This window comes from Nonomuraea sp. bgisy101 (assembly GCF_057708945.1).
The window spans coordinates 43,168-62,127 of sequence record NZ_JBYITD010000051.1; the positions used below are offsets into that span (position 1 = coordinate 43,168).

At 67.9% G+C, this 18,960-nt stretch carries 21 protein-coding genes and 3 pseudogenes; 10 read left to right on the top strand and 14 right to left on the bottom strand.

The genetic code is table 11. The annotated features are described in order from the left end of the window. The first annotated feature begins 575 nt into the window (after nt 1-575). Nucleotides 576-755 carry a hypothetical protein gene (locus AC3EO4_RS50530; protein WP_379573443.1) on the top strand — a complete coding sequence of 60 codons (180 nt, stop codon included), beginning with the start codon at nt 576-578 and terminating at the stop codon, nt 753-755. Between the two features lie 63 nt (nt 756-818). Then, a complete protein-coding gene (locus tag AC3EO4_RS50535; protein ID WP_431903204.1) occupies nt 819-1,145 on the top strand; it encodes a hypothetical protein in 327 nt (108 codons plus the stop codon). Between the two features lie 6 nt (nt 1,146-1,151). Here the strand turns inward: AC3EO4_RS50535 and AC3EO4_RS50540 are convergent, their stop codons facing one another. The 3 genes from AC3EO4_RS50540 to AC3EO4_RS50550 all read right to left on the bottom strand — a co-directional run bounded on the left by AC3EO4_RS50540 (nt 1,152) and on the right by AC3EO4_RS50550 (nt 3,396). After that, nucleotides 1,152-2,207, bottom strand: a complete 1,056-nt coding sequence (locus AC3EO4_RS50540; RefSeq protein WP_379573445.1) for a glycoside hydrolase family protein — start codon at nt 2,205-2,207, stop codon at nt 1,152-1,154. Further along, nucleotides 2,129-2,830, bottom strand: a complete 702-nt coding sequence (locus tag AC3EO4_RS50545) for a LysE family translocator (protein ID WP_431903206.1) — start codon at nt 2,828-2,830, stop codon at nt 2,129-2,131. The genes AC3EO4_RS50540 and AC3EO4_RS50545 overlap by 79 nt, the downstream gene beginning before the upstream one ends. A gap of 170 nt (nt 2,831-3,000) precedes the next feature. Continuing rightward, on the bottom strand, nt 3,001-3,396 hold the full coding sequence (locus AC3EO4_RS50550; protein ID WP_431903208.1) for a hypothetical protein: 396 nt from the start codon (nt 3,394-3,396) through the stop codon (nt 3,001-3,003). A gap of 331 nt (nt 3,397-3,727) precedes the next feature. On the opposite strand from AC3EO4_RS50550, the gene AC3EO4_RS50555 reads away from it, so the two are divergent. Beyond that, a complete protein-coding gene (locus AC3EO4_RS50555) occupies nt 3,728-4,222 on the top strand; it encodes a hypothetical protein (RefSeq protein WP_431903210.1) in 495 nt (164 codons plus the stop codon). Between the two features lie 146 nt (nt 4,223-4,368). Beyond that, nucleotides 4,369-5,286 (top strand): TIGR03619 family F420-dependent LLM class oxidoreductase, encoded by a 918-nt coding sequence (locus tag AC3EO4_RS50560; RefSeq protein ID WP_431903212.1) that lies wholly within the window; start codon nt 4,369-4,371, stop codon nt 5,284-5,286. Between the two features lie 670 nt (nt 5,287-5,956). Here AC3EO4_RS50560 and AC3EO4_RS50565 read toward each other — a convergent pair. Together AC3EO4_RS50565 and AC3EO4_RS50570 are read right to left on the bottom strand one after the other, a co-directional pair. Further along, nucleotides 5,957-6,223: a hypothetical protein gene (locus AC3EO4_RS50565; RefSeq protein ID WP_431903214.1), complete on the bottom strand. Its 267-nt coding sequence runs from the start codon at nt 6,221-6,223 to the stop codon at nt 5,957-5,959. A gap of 217 nt (nt 6,224-6,440) precedes the next feature. Then, entirely contained in the window at nt 6,441-6,899 is a 459-nt protein-coding gene (locus tag AC3EO4_RS50570) for a hypothetical protein (RefSeq protein ID WP_431903216.1), read from the bottom strand. Nucleotides 6,900-7,380: 481 nt separating this feature from the next. On the opposite strand from AC3EO4_RS50570, the pseudogene AC3EO4_RS50575 reads away from it, so the two are divergent. Beyond that, nucleotides 7,381-8,087: pseudogene (locus tag AC3EO4_RS50575) on the top strand (transposase domain-containing protein). Nucleotides 8,088-8,404: 317 nt separating this feature from the next. Here AC3EO4_RS50575 and AC3EO4_RS50580 read toward each other — a convergent pair. Further along, complete coding sequence (locus AC3EO4_RS50580) at nt 8,405-9,121, bottom strand: RICIN domain-containing protein (RefSeq protein WP_431903218.1); 717 nt, start codon at nt 9,119-9,121, stop codon at nt 8,405-8,407. 49 nt (nt 9,122-9,170) lie between these two features. Here AC3EO4_RS50580 and AC3EO4_RS50585 point away from each other — a divergent pair. Further along, nucleotides 9,171-9,472 (top strand): annotated as a pseudogene (locus AC3EO4_RS50585) (transposase); the annotation flags it as partial. A 210-nt stretch (nt 9,473-9,682) separates the two neighbouring features. On the opposite strand, the gene AC3EO4_RS50590 reads toward AC3EO4_RS50585, so the two are convergent. Both AC3EO4_RS50590 and AC3EO4_RS50595 read right to left on the bottom strand, forming a co-directional pair. Beyond that, a complete protein-coding gene (locus tag AC3EO4_RS50590; protein WP_431903220.1) occupies nt 9,683-10,294 on the bottom strand; it encodes a TetR/AcrR family transcriptional regulator in 612 nt (203 codons plus the stop codon). A gap of 304 nt (nt 10,295-10,598) precedes the next feature. Beyond that, on the bottom strand, nt 10,599-11,024 hold the full coding sequence (locus tag AC3EO4_RS50595; RefSeq protein WP_379573454.1) for a nuclear transport factor 2 family protein: 426 nt from the start codon (nt 11,022-11,024) through the stop codon (nt 10,599-10,601). A 567-nt stretch (nt 11,025-11,591) separates the two neighbouring features. Here AC3EO4_RS50595 and AC3EO4_RS50600 point away from each other — a divergent pair. Continuing rightward, a complete protein-coding gene (locus AC3EO4_RS50600; protein ID WP_379573464.1) occupies nt 11,592-11,864 on the top strand; it encodes an AAA family ATPase in 273 nt (90 codons plus the stop codon). A 34-nt stretch (nt 11,865-11,898) separates the two neighbouring features. Here the strand turns inward: AC3EO4_RS50600 and AC3EO4_RS50605 are convergent, their stop codons facing one another. Continuing rightward, the gene (locus AC3EO4_RS50605) at nt 11,899-12,474 is read right to left on the bottom strand and encodes a hypothetical protein (protein WP_379573455.1); all 576 of its coding nucleotides are present in this window, start codon (nt 12,472-12,474) and stop codon (nt 11,899-11,901) included. A 358-nt stretch (nt 12,475-12,832) separates the two neighbouring features. On the opposite strand from AC3EO4_RS50605, the gene AC3EO4_RS50610 reads away from it, so the two are divergent. Beyond that, on the top strand, nt 12,833-13,687 hold the full coding sequence (locus tag AC3EO4_RS50610; RefSeq protein ID WP_379573456.1) for an FAD-dependent oxidoreductase: 855 nt from the start codon (nt 12,833-12,835) through the stop codon (nt 13,685-13,687). A gap of 55 nt (nt 13,688-13,742) precedes the next feature. Beyond that, entirely contained in the window at nt 13,743-14,126 is a 384-nt protein-coding gene (locus tag AC3EO4_RS50615) for a hypothetical protein (RefSeq protein WP_379573457.1), read from the top strand. A gap of 153 nt (nt 14,127-14,279) precedes the next feature. Here AC3EO4_RS50615 and AC3EO4_RS50620 read toward each other — a convergent pair whose 3' ends face one another. Next, nucleotides 14,280-15,716, bottom strand: a complete 1,437-nt coding sequence (locus AC3EO4_RS50620; protein WP_379573458.1) for an FAD-dependent oxidoreductase — start codon at nt 15,714-15,716, stop codon at nt 14,280-14,282. A gap of 137 nt (nt 15,717-15,853) precedes the next feature. Between AC3EO4_RS50620 and AC3EO4_RS50625 the strand changes: the two genes are divergently transcribed. After that, nucleotides 15,854-15,991, top strand: coding sequence for a hypothetical protein (locus AC3EO4_RS50625; RefSeq protein WP_379573459.1), 138 nt, complete (start codon nt 15,854-15,856; stop codon nt 15,989-15,991). A gap of 65 nt (nt 15,992-16,056) precedes the next feature. Here AC3EO4_RS50625 and AC3EO4_RS50630 read toward each other — a convergent pair whose 3' ends face one another. The 4 genes and pseudogenes from AC3EO4_RS50630 to AC3EO4_RS50645 form a co-directional block, all read right to left on the bottom strand. Further along, nucleotides 16,057-16,647 carry an alpha/beta fold hydrolase gene (locus AC3EO4_RS50630; RefSeq protein WP_431903224.1) on the bottom strand — a complete coding sequence of 197 codons (591 nt, stop codon included), beginning with the start codon at nt 16,645-16,647 and terminating at the stop codon, nt 16,057-16,059. Nucleotides 16,648-16,706: 59 nt separating this feature from the next. Continuing rightward, complete coding sequence (locus AC3EO4_RS50635) at nt 16,707-16,880, bottom strand: hypothetical protein (protein ID WP_379573461.1); 174 nt, start codon at nt 16,878-16,880, stop codon at nt 16,707-16,709. A gap of 350 nt (nt 16,881-17,230) precedes the next feature. Next, nucleotides 17,231-17,380: pseudogene (locus tag AC3EO4_RS50640) on the bottom strand (alpha/beta hydrolase); the annotation flags it as partial. Between the two features lie 782 nt (nt 17,381-18,162). After that, the gene (locus tag AC3EO4_RS50645; protein WP_379573462.1) at nt 18,163-18,870 is read right to left on the bottom strand and encodes a DUF4241 domain-containing protein; all 708 of its coding nucleotides are present in this window, start codon (nt 18,868-18,870) and stop codon (nt 18,163-18,165) included. Nucleotides 18,871-18,960 lie beyond the last annotated feature (90 nt).

Sequence of the window (18,960 nt, forward strand, 5' to 3'; positions counted from 1 at the left end):
GATCTCCACCGTCCAATCACCCGCTGCCACACCCTCTTCAGCGAAGGACATCACGGTGATCGCTCACCGCTCCCTCAGCCAGCCCTCCAGTCCCTGGGGGGCGGACGCGTCGGCGACCGGCCTGAGGAGGGCGGAACTGCTCGGCACGATCACCCGATGACACGACCCCTTCTCGCCCACGGCGGCCGTCCTATTCGGGCAGGACGGGCGCCCGTTCAGCCGGCAAGAGCGGCGAGCAGCTTCGCTCGGGTTGCGCCGCGCTCGGGGAAACGGGGGGCGCCGCCGCCGAGCGTGGCGATGCGCTCGCAGCGGCCCGGTACGCTCAGACCTCCTCGAAGTGGCCGCCTCCTGGTCGTCCCATGCCGGGCTCGGACGACGCCGTGCAAGTCGCTGTCACATATGCCGCAGAAGGTCGTCAGACACCATGTCGTCAATTAACTGCTCGCCCCGCGCGAAACCTCACGCCTCCGCTTCGATTTCGAGCACGCCACCGTCGAGCTGGAGCACCTCCACGGCTACCGCGAGAAGCACTGGCGCTTCACTCCCGCCCCTGGCCACGAGCACCTGGCCGACCAATGGCGGAGCGACGACGCGGCGACGTCGAGAGCGGGCACCTGCTGCAGATCGCGGCGGTCCTGGACGCGCTGCGGCACGGCACCGAACCTGCGGTGAGCCTCGCCGAAGCGCGCCGCACTCTGGAGTTCGCCGCCGCCACCTACGCCTCCGCGTTCCGCCGCCGGCGAACTCACCGGTGACGATCCTTTCGTGCGCGCCATGGACGGTGGCGCCATGCTATGGCCGCGCGTCAAGGAGGCCGTATGACCGCGCTGGCCACCCGCCGGGGCACCGGGGCAGGGCTCACGGTGCACGACAGCGGCACGGAGCTCACCGTCCGCGACTGCAGTGACGGGGGCGGCGGAACGGAGCTGCTGCGCTACGTCTACCGCCCCGACACAGCTGGCTGGAGTCCCGAAGCCGCATCTGCACCCGGTGCGGACCCGCTCCGGCCGCCTGGTCAGCCTGTTCCGGCTCTGGGACCACATCTGGCAGGGGGTTCGCCGGGCGAACGCCCCTACCAGGCCTTCCCCTTCCTCGGCGTCACCTCCCAGTCCCAGCTCAGAGAGGCCGGCGAGCGCGAGCGCTGAGGCCGCTCAGACGGCCCGGGCTATGCAGATGCGCGCCTTCAGACGCGCTCCGGCCTCGTAGAACATGTACTCGGTGCCGTCCTGCGTGCCGAAGGACGGCGCGGCCACCCGGCCTTCGTCCGAGGCGATCGGCGAGTGGAAAACGCCGAGGTGGACCTCCTTGTCGAAGTTCTCGCCGACTTCAGTGATGCGCATCTTGCCGTCGCTGCCGTGGTATGCGACGTACACGGTGCCATTGCGCTTGACCAACGTGGGGCCTGAGATGTCGCTCACGCCGTCGGCTTCGTGGTTGACGAGCGGAGTTGAGCTGAACTGCCAGTTGTCCCAGCCGTTGGGAGACCAGCCGTAGAAGATTCGCCGACCGTTCCTGACACCCATGAAGACCATGACGTACCTGTTGTTGCGCCCCGGCAGAGCGTGCTCGAACACCCGCGCATATGACGTTTCAGAGGTCCCCGGTATGAGGCGAGTGCTCAGGATGGGCGTCTCGTCGGTGAAGTTGATGCCGTCCTGGGAGCGGGCCACCCGGGTCACGGTGTTCTCACCATGGAAGTAGCAGAAGAACTGCTTGGTGGCCGAATCCCAGATGACGTGCGGAGAGGAGACGTGGCTGACGGTGGTGCTCGGCAGCCATCTGTCGATCAACGGATTGGCGGTGTGCTCGACGAACTCCCGGTTCAGAGAGTCACTGAACGCCACACAGATGCCGCCGGGATTCTCGTGCGGGGCGTAGTAGAGGTAGTAGCGGGCGCGAGCATCGCTGATCTTGTCTCCCACCCCCCGGATCGTAGGGAAGATGAACTCGCCATCGCGGTTGTAACGCAACTTCGAAACGTTCAGGGCGTCACGCAGGTAGCGGTAGGACGGCATCCCGGCAGGACCGGCGGCCGCAGGGGCTGCTGTCACGCCCACGGTGGTCGCCGCGGCGCCGAGCAACACCGCGCCCCGCAGCACACTGCGCCGGCTGACGGGCCGGACCATTATCATGTGTTCTCCAGAAAATCGAATGCTGTGAACCGTCCCGGCATGGTCGCCCCGCTCCCTGTCCACCGGCCAGGCCATTTCCTGTCCACCTGCCGCCGGCCAACGGCGGATGGCCGCCCCCGGACAGGCCACCCGCCGTCGGCCCGTCGCGTCAGGCGACGACCTTGACCGCCCGCAGAATGACCTCGAGAGTGACCTTCCGTGAACGTCCCCCTATTCCGCTCGGAAGAGGCAGCCACGCTGGTCGCCGAGGTCACCGGCTCCGTCCTGCTGCCGGGCGACGCAGCGTATGAGGCAGAGACGGCGAAGAGCAGCAGAGCCTTGGGATTGCTGATCCCCACGACGAATTCGTTGACGATGAGCGGCCGCAGCCTCTGGCCGGTGTCGGACGGGGAGACGGTTGAGATGGCAGCCGGCGCGCGCCGGGCACGGCGCAGACTCGAGAACCCGATCCACGCGAGATAGACGACACCCACCCACTTGATCACCGTGAGCGCCGTGGCCGAGGTGGCCAATATCGCGCCGAGCCCAGCCACGACCAGCCCGATGAGGACGACGAAGGCAGCCAGCCGCCCGCCGATTCCGGCCAGGGCATACGCGGTGCCATGGCGCACGGCATTGCTCAGGCCAAGGAGCTGATTCGCTCCGGGGATGAGGGAGATGAGGAGAGCGGCAGGAATGAAGCCGACCCAGTTGATCATAGATATCCGCCTTGAATCCAGGTGCTGATGCACGTCGCTCACCCGCTGCGCGGATCTCCGCCGCGGCCCCGCGTGGGGGAGGAGAGACGCGTTCGTATAAGGGCACCTGAGGCGGCTGCTCATTTCCAGATCTTCACCTGCCCACTTTTTGTTCGCGCGGTGCATGTTGTTCAGCGAGGGCCGGAACCACAGGACTGGGTCACCGAGCAGCCGCTCAGCCCGATCATCGAGTTGCGCGGCTTCGCGTCCGATCTCCGTCGCGACTGGGCGGCCGTCACCGCCGGCCCCACGGCGGCGAGGGTCGTCAGGCGATGGCTTTGACGGCCTGGAGGATGACGTCGGCGACGGCGGCGGGGCGGGAGGCATTGAGCGCCCGGTCGTTCAACGGCCGCTGGTGCGGCGTCCAAGGTGGTGCGCCCCGGTGACAGATCGGCGGTGAACCGCTGGCGGTAGCGCTCCTGCCGGATGTACGGATCGGTGCTGCCATCGGGCAGCGCGACCGCGTTCAGGGTCGTGCCCAGCGGGCCGCCGGGAAAGCGGCCGCTCAGCTTGGCGACGGAGGCCATCGGCTGACGGCACGCGCCACGCCGCACGTCCCGGAAACGGACGGTTCATGGGCAATGGACGAGCTGGCAAGTGGACAGTTCGCTCACCGACTATACGGAAGACCACTGCGGCCCGATTTCGCGAAGATCACTGGCTGCTGGGGAACGGCAACTCACCAGTAAGGAGTTTGACATGGAAGAACTGCCGACGGCTCTCGCCGCGCCGGCTGCGCCCGCTGTACAGCGGCGGGACTGGATCTGGCGGCCGGACGCCGGTTGACGTGACGCGAGCGACGGCATAGACCCGGCCGATACGGTGCCGCTGTGGCACCCACCCACCAACGAGGGCATCGTGCACGATTTTCGTCTATCTCTGCTGCCGTCCGGCGCGCACGCCGACCCCGCCGTGCTCGCGCGGCTGTCCGGCCTGGTCAACGAGGTCTACGCCGAGGCCGAGAGCGGCCTGTGGCATGCGGGCGCGGCCCGTACGATCCTCGAGGAGGTCGCCGAGCTGACCGCCGCCGCGCAGGTCGCAGTGGCCTGCCTGGGACATCGTCGGCTGCGTCCGCATCCGCCCCTAGATCACCGCGCGGCGGAGTTCGGCATGCTCGCGGCCGATACCGCGCACAGCGGCCACGGCATCGGCCACGAGTTGGTCGCCTTCGCCGAGTGTCGCGCCCTCGACAGCGGACGCCCGGTCATGCAGCTCGAAATCGTCACGCCCCGGTCCTGGACGCATCCATCCAAAGAGTTCCTGCCCGTCTGGTACACCCGACGCGGCGACCGGCGTCAGCCCGGTCGAGGGGTCCTACCCGGCGCTGGCTCCGTTGCCGGCCACCCCATGTGACCTGGTGGTCTACCGCAAGCGTCTCTAGGGGCTCGTCCGGGCGACGCACCGAAGTGAGTGCCTGGGCGTTGCCTGGTGGCGATCGCCGCAATGGACGCGGCGTTCCACGCCACAACCACTTTTCGTTCAAGGTCAAAGGATCCTGCATGCGCATCGGCTTCGCGGTACCACAATATGGCGCCTTCGCCGACCCGGAATTCATCGGCAGTGCCAGTGCGAGTTTGGAGAGCATGGGCTACGACAGCCTGTGGGCGAGTGACCGCATCCTCGTGCCACTGGCACCCAGTGATCCATATCCTGGAGGAGACGGCACGATCCCGGAGGCTTTCACAACGTTCTTCGATCCGTTGTCCGCCCTGACCTTGGCGGCCCTCAGCACGAGCGACATACGGCTGGGGACCAGCACGCTCAACGCCTTGTGGCAGCCGGCCGTCGTGCTCGCTCGCAGCCTGGCCTCGCTCGACCTGCTCAGCCGCGGGCGGCTAGACGTGGGCATCGGGCTGGGCTGGTTGCGGGACGAGTACGCGGCGGCGGGGGTGCCCTGGCAGGGGAGGGGCGTCCGGCTGGAGGAGACGCTCGACTTGATGGAGACCCTCTGGGTCGAGGAGGTGGTGGAGCACAAGGGGCCGCTGTGGACGGTGCCGCCTTCCCACGTTCACCTCAAGCCCGCCCAACGACCCCGTCCGCCGATCCTGCTCGCCGGTTTCACCCATGCGGCCCTGGAACGCGTCGGCAGGCGCGCCGACGGCTGGCTGGGGGTGGCACTGCCTCAGCCGTACCTGGAGTTGTTGTGGGGCACGGCGCGGCAGGCCGCCGAGCGGGCCGGCCGGGACCCATCGGCTCTGCGCATGGTGATACGGCTCAATCCGATGATCGTTGATGAGTCGGCCGACCCTGCCCACGTGCCCCATGCCGGTACCGTCAGCCAGATCATCGAGTACCTGTTCGCCCTGAGCGCGGCGGGCGCTCATGAAGTGTTCGTCGACGTGCAGGCGACGACACGATCGCGCGGCGAACTGCTGGATGTCGCGGAGTCCCTCATCACGGGGCTGCGCGCGGGTTGAGCGGACAACGGGCTTCCCGAATGAGTAGTCGCAAGCCCGATGCTGTGGTGCCATGCTCAGCCGGAGGGGCGGAGGAACTGGCAGCCTTCGGTGCCGTCCGTACGACCCCGACTGCAGCGTGTTGTACGTGCACGGCTTCCCCGCACGGGGGAGTCGGCGCTGTCGCCGCGCTGTTCGCGGCCGTATGGGGCAGTCGTTGGCTTTCCATGCGCACGAAGTCGTCGTCGCGCGCCCCGAGATCGTTTCATGTGGGTGTTTCGGTCGTCCAGCCGAATGCAACAACCCATGAAACAGAATCCGCATTGGACGGCCGACGTCGGCCGCGTTGGTTCAAACGCCCGACGCGTCAGTGTTGGGACAGGAAGAGGAGAGACAGAGCCGTTTACTGGACAGTCCCGGTGTCCGCCGTTGGGTGAGGAGGATGGGAGAATGCGTGAATCCGCTGCGGCGCTGCGGCGGGGATGGTCGAGTAGTCGCAGGCCTCGGGACAGTGATGCGACAGGAGAGGAAGCACGCCGTGGATGAACTGACCGGTTGTGTCCCTCCCGCACGGTCCACCAGCACCTCCGGAGCAGGCGTCGGAGAGACGGCGGGCACAGCGTCACGCGTGCGGCCGAGCCCGCTGTGACGCTGGTCGGCCGGCGGTCCGAGATCCGTCGTGTTGTAGACGTCATCGAGGCGAGTCGCGGCGGATCGCGTTGCCCAGTTTGCTCGCGTACACGCCGGTCTGCCAGCCGCCCTTGACCAGCCGCGGGTCCGACAGCAGCGCCCTGGCCTCGGCGTGGCTGGTGACCATCCAGCCCTGCCGGCCGGTCGGCAGGGTCACGCGATGGACGGGCCCCTTGTCGGTGAGCTCCGCGTAGATCGCGTGCCGCTCTCCGTCGGCGACGGCGATGAACGGGTTCGGCCAGGTGTCCCCGGTCGTGGGGATTGGCATGATGCTCCTCACTCTTGTGCCCTGATTCTTTGGTCCGCGTAGATGACGTCCATTCCGCGGCCTTGCCAGGAAACGCGAGGGGTGCGGTCGGAAAGGGATGTGCCTTCCCTGCCGACGCGCCAACGTCAGTCGGGAAGGCACACGCGTGATCACTGCGGTCCCTTACTCCGGTCGCCCCCGGGACTCGCACGCCTCCTTGCCAGTTGCGGGCGTGTCACTACCAGGTCAGATGCCGGCTGGGTGAGTCCAGGTAGGCTCGCTCGCCTTTGCACCACAGTTTGACGCGGCCGGTGTAGTTGCCGATCACCCCGCCCATCGGGTGCGGGTACTTGTAGCGGTTGTCGTACCAGGGCACCGGGTCTCCGTCGTCGCTCCAGCCACGCGGCCCGAGATACTGCAACCTGATGCTGCAGACGGGGTCCGTGTCCACCCAGGTGATCCAGCTGGAAACGAGGGCTTTTCTGGTTGTATTGCTGGTCTGGATGCAGACCTTCACCCGCGCCTCGGCACTCCACCCCTCGGCGTTGATGGCGTCCGAGCGTACGGACTTCAGCGTTCCGCTCTTACAGGCGGTGCCGTCTGCGAGTGCCGGGGTTGCGGTCACCACGGCGGTGATCCCGGCGAGGGCGACCGCGGCCATGGCGCAACTCGTCGCCTTGGCAATTGGTCTGAACACTGATAGCTCCTCAAGTTTTCGGAGAAACGTTTCTGAGCAGCCAGAGTCTGGTAGACGAAATTATTCGTCCACCAATCCGAAAGCTGTTCACTAACTGTCCGGGCACCTGAGCGCGGCCGGTCTGACCGGGTCACCTCACTCGTCATCACTCTCGGCTTTGAGGGTGCGATCGAGACGGCGGGGAACATGGGCGTCGATTCACTGCGGGGGCGGTTTCCGACGAGGTGGTCTTCGGCTCCAAGACGCACAACGGACGACCACCGCCATGGACGCCTGCGCCGCCTCGGTGCTCACGATCACGGCCAGATCATGGTGGTGGTCCGCGACTCGGCATCGTGTGACGGCGGCTCAGGAGGCGCCGTCCGCTCCCTTCGGATATGTCGCGTCATCGCCATGGACCTGCAACGGGTCGACCAGTTCAGGGGCCCTGCCTCAAGGCCAGGTAGTTAAGGCTTTTCAGTTCTCGTCAATCGGATGAGAGATGCAACGGGGCTCCTGTAGATCAGATGTCGGCGAAGATCATCCGAAGAGTGGAGTCCCGGTGGGGGATCAGTTTGTCATTTCCCGGGTGGTGCGGGTGGCCGCGGGAGTGTTCGCACCGGGCCACCGGGGAGAGCTCACCCAGGTGGTGCCGTTCGAGTTGGTGGATGCGGTGCTGGCGGAGACATGCCGGGTGCAGCACCGGCTCCGGGAGCTTCCCTCGCGGGTCGGGGTGTATTTTCTGCTGGCGATGTGCCTGTTCCCGGAGGTCGGCTACCGCTCGTCTGGGACAAGATGACCAGCGCTCTGGCCGGGCTGCCCGCTGTTGCTTCACCGGCCGCGAAGGCGTTACGCGACCTGCGCCGCCGGGTGGGCGGTGCGCCGATGCGGGCGCTGTTCGAGGTTGTGTGCGGCCCGCTGGCGCAGCCGGTGACGCCCGAGGTGCGGTTCGGCCGCTATCGGACGGTTTCCTTCGACGGCTGCAGCTCACTGAAGGTTCCCGATGCCGGCCGGAACCGGGCCTGGCTCGATCGGCGGGCTCATGGCGGCTATCCCCAACTGGATCTGATGACCCTGGTGGAGACCGGCACCCGGGCGCTGATCGGCGCCGTCTTCGCACCCCACCGCCACGGGCGAGACCGACTACGCCAAGCGGCTGCTGCACCTGCTGAGGCCGGACATGCTGGTGCTGTGGGACAAGGGCTTTGACGGCAACGACTTCCTCGCTGCGGTGACGGGCACCGGAGCCCAGATCCTGGGCCGGCTGCGCAGCAATCACCGCGCGCCGATCCTGTCCCGCCTGGCCGACGGCTCCTACCTGTCAGCAATCGGCACGGTGTCAAAGTGCGGATCATCGACGCGCAGATCACCGTGGCCTGCACCGACGGCACCGTCTTCACCGGCTCCTACCGGCTGGCCACCACCTTGACCGACGCCCGCCGCCTTGACCGACGCCCGCCGCTACGCCACCAAGCCCCAGCCCGGCCAAGCCACTACAGCGCAGATCCAACCACGACCTCAAGGAGTTACTTGAATGCCCACTTCTGCCACTGGTTGTCGGGCATGCAGTTGCGGGTGTACACGATGAAGAGACGCTCGCTCTTGATGTCCAGACATTTCTTGGTGGCCCAGTTCTTCACGTGGCCGTCGCTGTAGCGGGTCCACTTCTGGTAGTTGCCCCCGTTGCACGGGTTGATCTTCACCGGCTGCTCGTCGCCGTTGCCGTTCGCGTCCAGGCAGTAATGGGTTGGGTAATGGGTCGACTCCATTCCGTAGTGGCGGATGCTGTTTGCGCTGCCGTGCCGGAAGAGTGAGTAGGTGTGGTTGAACTCGCAGGGGGTACCCACGACGTCGCCATTGAGGTGGATGCACTGCTTGGTCTGGTAGTTCTGAATGTTGAACAGGAGGGCCGCCGCCTTGACTCCCCGGCGGTGGCGCCGGACGTGCCCACCGTTGTGGCGGAGGCAGGCGGGGAGAGCAGGCCCAGTGTCAGGGCCGCGGCGGCTGCGGTCCCGAACAGAGCGCGTGCGTCGGGGCACCCCGACGCGTCCTGGCGCGAGCAGACATTGTTGACGACCTTTCGGCTTGAGAACGAACGTTCGGTGCGCGTTGCGCCCCCATACTCGGGCGGTGCGATGTCCGAATCCCAGGCCGTTTACTGACCACTTCATATCCTTGAACCGGTCCGGGTTGGTGGGAGGCCCTAAAGCCAGCATGATCGTGCTGGCGGAAGGGAGATTCACACGCGATGCCAGCCCCAGGAAGTACCCCGATGAGCTTCGTGAGCGTGCGGTGGCCCAGCAGCTCGGCGTGCACCGCGAGGCGCTGCGCAGCTGGGTGCGTCAGGCGGAGATCGACGGCGGGCAGCGGCCCGGCACGTCGACCCAGGACGCGCAGCGGATCGCCGAGCTCGAGCGGGAGGTTCGTGAGCTGCGCCGGGCGAATGAGATCTTGAAGTCGGCGGAGTCGCCTTCATCGACGCCCATCGCGACGAGTTCGGCATCGAGCCGATCTGCCAGGTGCTCGAGCTGGCTCCCTCGACGTACTACGTGGCCAAGGACCGAACGCCGTCGGCTCGGAAGGCTTCGCGTGACTGGGCATGGTTGTCAGCGACCCGCCTGCGCGACGCCGCCGTGTCGGCGCTCGGCCAGCCACACGAATGCCGCCGTGTGTACGAGGCGCTCCTGCTCTGCAGCGGCCGGATCACGCCTGGCCGCCTGCGACGGCTGGACACCGAGGACGGCCGCCCATGTGGCACTACCGCGCCACCGCGAATCCCGCTCCCCAGAAGTGACCAAAAGTCATCACGAAGATACGGCTATGGGCTCGGGTATGGCGATGTCGACCAGCGCTTGAGCGCCGGTCCGGGCAATGGCTTCGGCGCTCGGGTCGTGATCCAGCCAGGCACTGATGCCCGCGCCGTCGTACAGCAGGACGAGTTGGCGGGCCAATCCCTTGGGGTCGTTGGCCCCGGCTTGTTCGGCGAGATCGTGGAAGAGCGAGTGGAGCCAGGCGCGGTAGTCGGAGGACACCTCCTCGACAGCCCCGCCGGGTGGCGTGTTGGCGCCGGCGGTGACGAAGGCGGAGCCGCGGAAGCCCTGGGCGGTGAAGGATAGGCCCTGCACCTCGAAGACCCCGGTAAGGCGCTCCCGTGGCGTGCGGTAGCGCCGTTCGAGCTCGCGGCTCATGTGCTCCCGCGTGGCGGCGTGGCGGGCCCGCAGGTAGGCGCGCACCAGTTCTTCCTTACTACCGAAGGTGTTGTAGAGGGTGGCCTTGGCGACGCTGGCGTGCTGGATGACGCGGTCGATGCCGACCGCATGGATGCCCTCAGCGTAGAAGAGCTCGTCGGCAGCGGCCAGAAGCCGGGCGCGGGCGGTGGCGCTGCGCTCCTGCGGAGCGGAAGGCTTGGCAAGCATGTGCGTATGCTCCCTCGGTCAGGCATCGTGCCGGACCAGCCTCGGGTGGATCGTTGCTCAATTCCCAGGCCGGTCCGTGTCCACAAGGTGCTCATTTTGCCAGGCACGACGGTTCAGGAAGCGGGCCTCGCATCACGTCCGGGCATTCACACGGGCCGTCAATGTGATGTAGCTCGGCGGCGCCCGGAACCAACGAAACTACTGACGACAGTCGTCACCGTCGATGGCATCTGAGCAGCCGTCGCAAGGCATCACGCCTGAAGCGGGAGAGGCCGGGATATGTCTCGGCTTGGCAAGTCGGAGGCTACTGTGTCGCCCGCCACATGGCGTGGCTGTCGTAGACAGTCTCGAATCGTTGCGCCAACCCATCCCTCAGGTGCCAGACATGGACGAACCTGGCCGCTCCCACCTTCCCGCTCGCTCGGTGCACCCCACGGTACTCGCCCACGACGAAGAGCTTGTCGCCGGCCGGAGTGAGCTCGAAGGGGGTCACCTCGAAGTCGGCCCAGTCCGCGGCGATCGGTGCGAGGGCCATGCCGACGATCCTGTGCCTGCCGTAGAAAGTGCCGCCGCTCCCGGCGCCGGCGATCACCGTCCACTTCACGTTGGGCGCCAGGCGCTCCTCGAACGCCTCCATGTTGCCGGTGGCCAGCGCCGAGTAGATCTCGGCGACGGTCCTGCGGTTGGTCGACTCGGTCGGGGTGAGGGTCTTCGCCTCGATCTCCATCATGTACGGCTCCTTCGTCGTCTGGGCCTAGACGACCTCAAAGGACTGCTCGTTTCCCAGACCATTCGGCCACCAACTCCTGTCCACGCCGGCGCGGGCAGTGCTCATGCCCAGGCGTGCCCATGCCGGCGTTGTCGCGGCGATTCGCCCTGGCGGCGATCTGGAGTACGGCGCCGTTCACCACCTGCCTCCAGCAACGGGGGCGCCGCGCCGACGGGCCGCCCCTGGTGACCTGCGGCTTCAGTCAGCTACCTGGCTCCGTCTCCCAGGAGTGGATCGTGAGCCGGATAGAGCGTCAGCCACGCCGAGGGCGGCGCGCATTCCCGGTCAGATCGTGAGGCCACGGATGCGGGCCGTGGCCGGCAGTTCAACAGGACGTGATCCGCACGATGAGGATGATCCCGCAGTGCAAGTACCCTTTGGGAGACATCAGGTACGGCAGCGGGACATCTGGTCAATGACGACGAATGCGCGGGATACTGGTCACGGATCCCCCAAGTCCCGATGCAGCAGGGGAACGCGACGATGTCCTTCCACCCTTCGGCACCCTTGGTCGGACGCGAGGCCGAGATGGCGGTGCTGCGAGATGCCATCGCCCAGCTGCGAGCCGGCACCGGCGGCGTGGTCCTGGTCGATGGCGAACCCGGCATCGGGAAGTCGTCGCTGGTCGCCGCGGCGGCCAGGAGCCGGGCTGTAGCCCGTCCAGCCCCCGATGGTCGTCAGCAGGAGCAGAGCGCTGCCTTTCGCCGAACTGGTCTGGAGCTCATCGATGATCTTCTGGTCGGTCTCGCTGAGCATGCTGACATCGCTCCAAGGTCAATGACGCCTCCAGGCGCCTGGTAAGCCGTCGTATGGACCTAGACCGCCGCGCAGGACACTAGTCGCCCGCGAGCGGTGCGGCGAACCACTGCTGGAGCGGGTTGCTGCTCTTGCAGGAGCCGACTCCTACCGCGGCGTTGCGCCGCGCATTCGCCTCGGCGCTGGTCAGGCACTTCTTCGTCGCGAAGTTCTGGATGACGAAGGCGTCCTTGAAGGCACCCGGAGCGTCGAGCGCCAGTTTGAACGCCCACTTCTGGGTCTGCTTGCCGCCCACGCATCGGGCGACGAACAGTCGATTGCCGCTGTCGGTCTCCAAGCACACGGTTTGCCCTCGGACGAGCTTCCTGCTCACCAGCTTGCCGCCGTTGATGAAGTTCCACTGCTGTTCGGTGTCACCGCCTCCGCGGGCGAACCTGCTGAAGACCTTGCCCTTGCCGCTGGCACCGACGTCGCCGACCTCCAGTTGCAGGTTGGTTCGGCGGTTGCTGAGGTTCAAGGTGCCGGCGGGCGGGGCGGCGGCTGACGTCCCTGTGGCGGCGCCAGCCGGGGCACTGGCGGAAGCGGCCGCGGGCGCGGCGACAGCAGTGGCGGCCAGAGCCGCGATCACGGCACTGATGGAGAGGGCGGGCTTCATGACGTTCTCCTAGTTACAACGCGGCAGGACGAGCGTTCGTCCAGCCATGTGGGTCAGCTGACTGACCGCATTCCTGATCCGGAGTTGGCGGGCGAGGCCGAATCTAGGCGTGGGCACTGTCCGTTCCACAGACCACTTTCTGGCCGATCCCCGCCCGTTGGTGCGGCAGCGTCGTGACGCGCACTCGCCAGGGCGCGGACCGGGATCGGCCAGGCGGAACGCGGTGCGGTTGGCCGCGGACCTCACTCCCGCAAGTGAGTAGAAACCGGCCATTGACCGACTTAGCTAGGAAGTGAGCATCGTCCGGGGCAAACGTGAGACCTCGTCCGCTACTGATGACGGAGTGCTGGAGGCCGAAATGCCTGATGTGATCGTGCTAGGAGCCGGCGTCACCGGATTGTCGGCGGCGCTGCTGCTTGCGTTCGACGGGCACGAGGTTGAGGTTCTGGAGAAGGACCCAGGGCTTCCGGCGGCGCCGTCCATGCCTGGGAGCAATGGCAGCGGCCGGGCGTGGCGCAGTTCCGTCTTCCGCGCGCCTTGCTCGGCGGGGGGCAAGGAGCCTGCTGCGACGCGAGTTGCCGGGGTCCTTTCCGAGTTGGAGAGGGCCGGAGCCGCGACGCACAGCCCGGTCGCCGGCGCCTGGGCGATCCCGGCCGTGGGCGGCCGGCTGCCCGGTGATGAGCGGTTCGACTTGCTCGGGGCCTGCCGTCCGGTGCTGGAGACGGCGCTGGCGGCCGTCGCCGCCCGCACCCGTGGTATCACGGTCAGCCGGGGCGTCACAGTGTCGGGGTTGGTGACAGGCGACTCGAGGGTACCGGGCCGGCCGCACGTCAACGGCGTGGTCACCGCGGGCGGCAGGTCTTCCGCGCCGATCTGGTGGTGGACGCCGGCGGCCGCAACTCACGATTGGGCCGGATGCTCGCCGACATCGGCGCGCCGCCCCTGGACGAGGAATGGACGGAGACCAGGTTCACCGCCTATGGACGATACTTCGAAGGTCCGCCGCCCGAGCCGTACGTGTGGCCGCTGGACCACTACGACAGCCTGTCGACCATGCTCCTGCCAGGAGACAACGGCCCTGGGGCGATGGGCCTCGTGGTCGCGGCACGAGACCCTGACATGCGCGCGTTGCGAGAACCCGAACTGGCAGCGGGCCGCCGCGCTGTTCCCGCCCATCACGCCCTGGGCGGCGGGCACGCCGCTCAGGGCGTGATGGTCATGTCCGGATCGAGAGCAGGCGCCGCGAACTCGTTCGCGAGGGGCAGCCGATGGCCACCGGCGTGGTCAACGTGCGGGTCGCGTGGGCGACCACCAACCCCACGTTCGGACTGGGGATGACGATGGGCCTGACGCACGCGGTCCTACTGCGCGACCAAGTACGCGACATCGGCCTGCAGGAGCCGGAGGAGCTCATCCGGCGGCTCGATGCGGCCACTCGGGCCACGCTCACCCCGATCTACCAGCGGCTGCGGGCCTGGGACGAGCAACGGCTGGCGGAGGTGGAAGGCGTGCGGCGCGGCCTGACCTACGACAGCGACGACCCGAGCTGGGCCGTCGCCAAGGCGCTGGACGCGGCCAAGCTCCTCGACGTGACCTGCTGCGCCATGGCGGACATCGCCTGGACGTGTGCCACCCCCCCGAGGAGGTACTGAACGTACCGGGCCGCTGCGAGTGCATCGCCACGCTCGGCGGCGGCGCCCTCCGTTTCCCCGAGCGCGGCGCGACCTGTGCGAAGCTACTCGCCGCTCTTGCCGGCTAGTTGTACCGGCGCAGAGGGTCGGTCCGGAGGCCGCGCGCGAGGAGCGCTAGGGACGGGCGCTGTGAATCGCCGCCAGCAGGCGGCCACGCGCCGGTCCCTGTGCCACGAAGCGCGGAGCATCCCCGGCGAGCGTGAGCGCCTTCGTGTCCAGGCCTGTCGCCTCAATCGCCTCCTGCGGCGTGGCGAGGAGGTGAGCGACGTCGGCGACACCACGGAGCACGTCGCCGTCCAGGAGCGTGGCCGCATCCAGCGCCTTGCTCAGCATCCACTCGGCATCGCCACTCTCGTACGGCTGGCCACGACGCTCACCGTCGAGCTCGGCGAGCCGATACCGGTCCCAGCGGCCGAGCCGTTCGCACACGGGCGCGAGCACGCCCTGGCTCACCTCGTCGAACCGCAACGTCAGCTTTTCCAGGGCGTCCAGGCCTTCAGCGCGTACCGCGTCGCGCAGCAGGCTCGCGTGCGTGAACGCCATGGACATACCCAGCCCGAACAGCGGATTAGTGACCGCCCAGGCGTCTCCTAAGGGGAGGAGCCCGTGAACCACCGGCCGCCCGCCAGCCACGAGCCGGCTAGGGCCGCTCGCCTCTCCGGACGCTCGCAGGACGTCGCTGATCGGGATGCCCGCGGCCCACTGCTCCACGTTCGGGAACATCGACGCGGCCCTCTGCCAGACTCCGGCATGCCGGAGTTCCCGCAGCTCGACGTCATCTCGCGATACGGCCAGCGTCACCGACCAGGTCCCCACGTCGCCCGGCAGCACCAGGGTGGACAGGTTGTCGTGATGCTCTAACGGCCGGATCGGCGGCGCGGGCATGGGGCCGGCGAAATGCCTGGAGTAGTAGGCGAACCCCGGCCCCGCGCATCCCCGGGCGGTGCCTGCCCCGGTGGCGTCTGGCTCGGTGGCGTCCGGCTCGCCGAGCATCCCGGCGAGTTCCCTCCGCTGCCCGGTCGCGTCCAACACCAGGTCGGCGCGGATGGCCTCGCCCTCGCCGGTACGCACCCCGCGCACGCGCGGCCGCCCGCCTTTCATGGGAGCGTCGATCAGCAGCCCGGCCACGGTGACACCCCGGCGGACGGTGACGCCCGGCGCCCGCGCGGCCACCAGAGCCAGCGCCGCCTCCAGGACGGGACGGCGGGCGGCGATCGTCTCGAACCGCTCGTCGCCCTCCCGTGCCGTGCCCAGCGCCCGCTCCCGACAGGAACCGGCGAGAGAGTTGCGCACGATGGCGCCCGCGCGCTCCAGTTCGGCGGCCACCTCCGGCAGCTCGTCCCGCAGCAGCCGCCAGCCCGCCGCCACCAGCCGGTGCGGCTGGCGGAACTGGCTCACGCCCGGCCGCTGCCACAGCTCCCACGCCCGATGGATGTTGCCCGGGCCGTCCCGGTCCCGGTCGAGCACAGTGACCCGGTGCCCGTCGGCGGCGAGTAGCAGGGCGGCGACCAGACCGGCGGGACCGGCCCCCGCCACGACGATGTCCGACATCTTCGACCTCCTGGTAAGGCTCCTGGAAGGGTCAGCATGCTGCGGGCGACTGCTCACTCACCAGGCCAAACAGCTGCCACTTTGTGGCATCTCCCGAAACACGGTGTCCTGTCAGGCCGTGGTCCGCAGGGTCCCCTATGCAGGTTGACCACCAGCCACTCCACGTCCGCCTCAGCCACCGCCCGCAGGAACCGGTCGCGCGGGTGTCCACCAGCATGGTGCCGTCGGTGCCGGTGATGGCGCCCGCGTTGTCCACCCACCAGGTGCCGACGTGAGCAGCCGTGCAGGACCTGGCCCTCGTGGTGGTTCAGGACCTGCTCGGCTTGCGGCGGGAGGGTCGTCAGGCGACGGCTTTGACGGCTTGGAGGATGACATCGGCGACGGCGGCGGGCTGGGAGGCGGGCAACGCGTGCGAGGCGCCGCCGATCTCCACCTGCTCGCGGGCGCCGGCCCGTTCCGCCATGAACCGGTGGGCGGCAAGCGGGATGTTGAAGTCGAGCTCGGGATAGACGAACCAGGATGGCAGGTGCCGCCAGGCCGGTGCACCGGACTTGTCCTGCAGGGCCCGGTCGTTCAACGGCCGCTGGGTGACGGCGTCCAAGGTGGCGCGCTCTGGCGGCAGGTCGGCGGCGAACTGCTGGTGGTAGCGCTCCTGGCGGATGTACAAATCGGTGCTGCCATCGGGCAGCGCGACCGCGTTCAGGGTCTCGCCGAGTGTGCTGCCGGGAAAGCGGCCGCTCAGCTCGGCGATGCTCTCGCCTTCCTCGGGGGCGAACGCGGCCACGAACACCAGCGCCTTGACCCGGTCGTCGCCGCGGACGGCACCCGAGATGACCTGGCCGCCGTAGGAATGGCCGACCAGGACGACCGGGCCGTCGATCGAGGCCACCAGGCCCGCGACGACGTCGGCGTCACCCGACAGGCTGCGCAAGGGATTGGCCGTGCGAGTACCAGATAGCCGTCGCGCTTGAGCGATGTCATGACGTCGTTTCAACTGGAGGCGTCGGCGAACGCACCGTGTACCAGCACTATGGTCGGCTTGGCGCGGGCGGCCGTTCCGGCTTCGGCGGGGGTGGGTGGCAGCAGCAGCGCGCCCAGCGCGCTGACCGCCCCGGCGGTGAGCTCGGTCCGGCGGCGCAGCTGCTGAACTGCGGAGACAGTCATGATCTTCTTCTGATGGTGATCGGCTCGGCGCGATCGCGAGCTCGCATGGGCGAGGCTAGGTTCGCGTCAGGACGTGGTGTACCTGCGCGCATGGGCCCTACTCTGCTCTGGCACCAGGGGGAAAGAGGGGTCGCCCTAGCCGCGCCACGGGTTCGGCAGGCACGATGTCCGCGTCAGCGGAGGGGCCGGGCGGGTGAGCAGGTCCCGGAGAGCCTTGATGACCCAGTCGGGGTCCTGATCGGCCATGAAGTGGCCGCTGGTGACGGTCAAGTGGCGCAGGTCGGGTGCCCAAACCTGCCACAGGCGCGGGCAGGCCAGGTGGGTGATCCGCGACGGGTGGTCCAACCCGGCGCGGCCACATGACGCCACATCAGGTGCGTCTGCGGGAAGCCATGCAGCAACACGACTGGGCCGCCTGAGCCACCGACCGCCGCGTTGAGGTGCACACCGTCGCCGACGTGCACCCGCTGATAGCCGAAGCCGGAAATGACAGGAATCATGACAGTCTCTCGTTCGTTCTGGAAGCCACGCCGCTCCCCGCCCGCGACCCTGGTCGACCCCACGTGGACCGTCACGGATACGGTCAGCGCAGCATGGTCGATCCCCCTGACCATCGGACAGATCACTCGATGGCCGATAAATAACCAGGGTCGACGGCCTTTCGAGAACACCAGGCCGCTCCTGCCGGCGACCAGCGAGCCCGTGACCTGGCCCTCATGAGCAGTAAGTGGACAGGAATCGGCCTTCCTGGCGGCCACCTCAACCGCCGATGGTCTTTCCGAGCCTCACGACGAATCGAGAGAAGGACGCCATGAAGGGAACCCGTGCGCTGAACGCTCTGCGCGATTGGGTGACATCGACGATCATGATCGCACTGGTGTGCACCTCCCCCACGCGGCACGTGAGACCACGGCGCCGCTGACCCGCGCACCCGGCGTTTGCTTCGGCAGCCGCACCCGCGTGATCCGCGATCAGGAGATGGGACTACGCCGACTGCCCGTCCGGTCGTGACAACGCGCCGCGCAACTCGGAACGGGAGGTGATCCCGAGTTCGGGGAAGATCCGATACAGATGCGTACCACCCTCAAGATCGCCGAAGGGCCGGACGCCACCTCCCGGGACGACTACTTCGCCGACGAGGGCGACCCCGAGGTCGATCCCCTGCGCCTGGTGTCGCGCTGAGCAGTCGCCGATTGCCTCTCGACCGCGACCACCTCATCGACTCAATCCAGCCGCAGCCCTTGCGGCTGGAGCTAGGCCGCGCGGTCGAGGGCAGAGTAACTCACGACCCGCTTGGCTCGAGGCGTTCGACCTCGTCGAGGACGAGGAAGTCGACGACCACCGCGGTGATCCGGCCGTTGTCGTCGCGGCCGAACCACACCGGGTAGGCGCCATCACCGAAACCGGACTCGAAGGCAGTCAAGGCCGGCTCGCCCACGGGCCCGATCAGTGTCACGGTCTGGGTTCCCGCGACCAGGGGTTCGGGCCCATCGCCGCACAGCAGTCCGATCCAGCCGGGGCCGTCCTCACGGTAGTCCAGCACGGTGGCGAAGTGGTCCAGCAGCGATGCGTCGAACAGGCACCCCATTCCTCCGTCGACCCCGAAACCGAAGAACTCGCCGTCGCCAAGTTCGCTGAGATCCTGTCCGGGAAGCAACGCCTGCTCCCAGTGGACGGTAGGCACGTCTTGCACGACGAGGACAGCCGCGCAGACCCGCACGTGGTCGGGGTCGTCGGAAAACCGTACGACCGACAGCCGCAGCGGATAGCGCCCGGCGGGAACCGTCTGCGTGAAGGCCGTGAAGTCCTGCGGGAACGTCAGCCCCGTGGGATCGCCGGCGATGAGGCCGCCGGTCGGCAGCACCAGCTCCCCCTTGTCGTGAATCTCGGTGACGACCAGTTGGCTGTCTGGGCCGACGAATCGGATGCCGCCCGCGAAGAACGCATCCGGATGAGCGGGGCGCAGAGTGCCAGAGCGTTGCGAACTCACTACGGTTCTCCTGTCACGGACACCCATCCGGCCACCTCGTTTGCCGGATGATCATTTCATGGTTTGCGAATGATGTTGAGCGACAGGAAG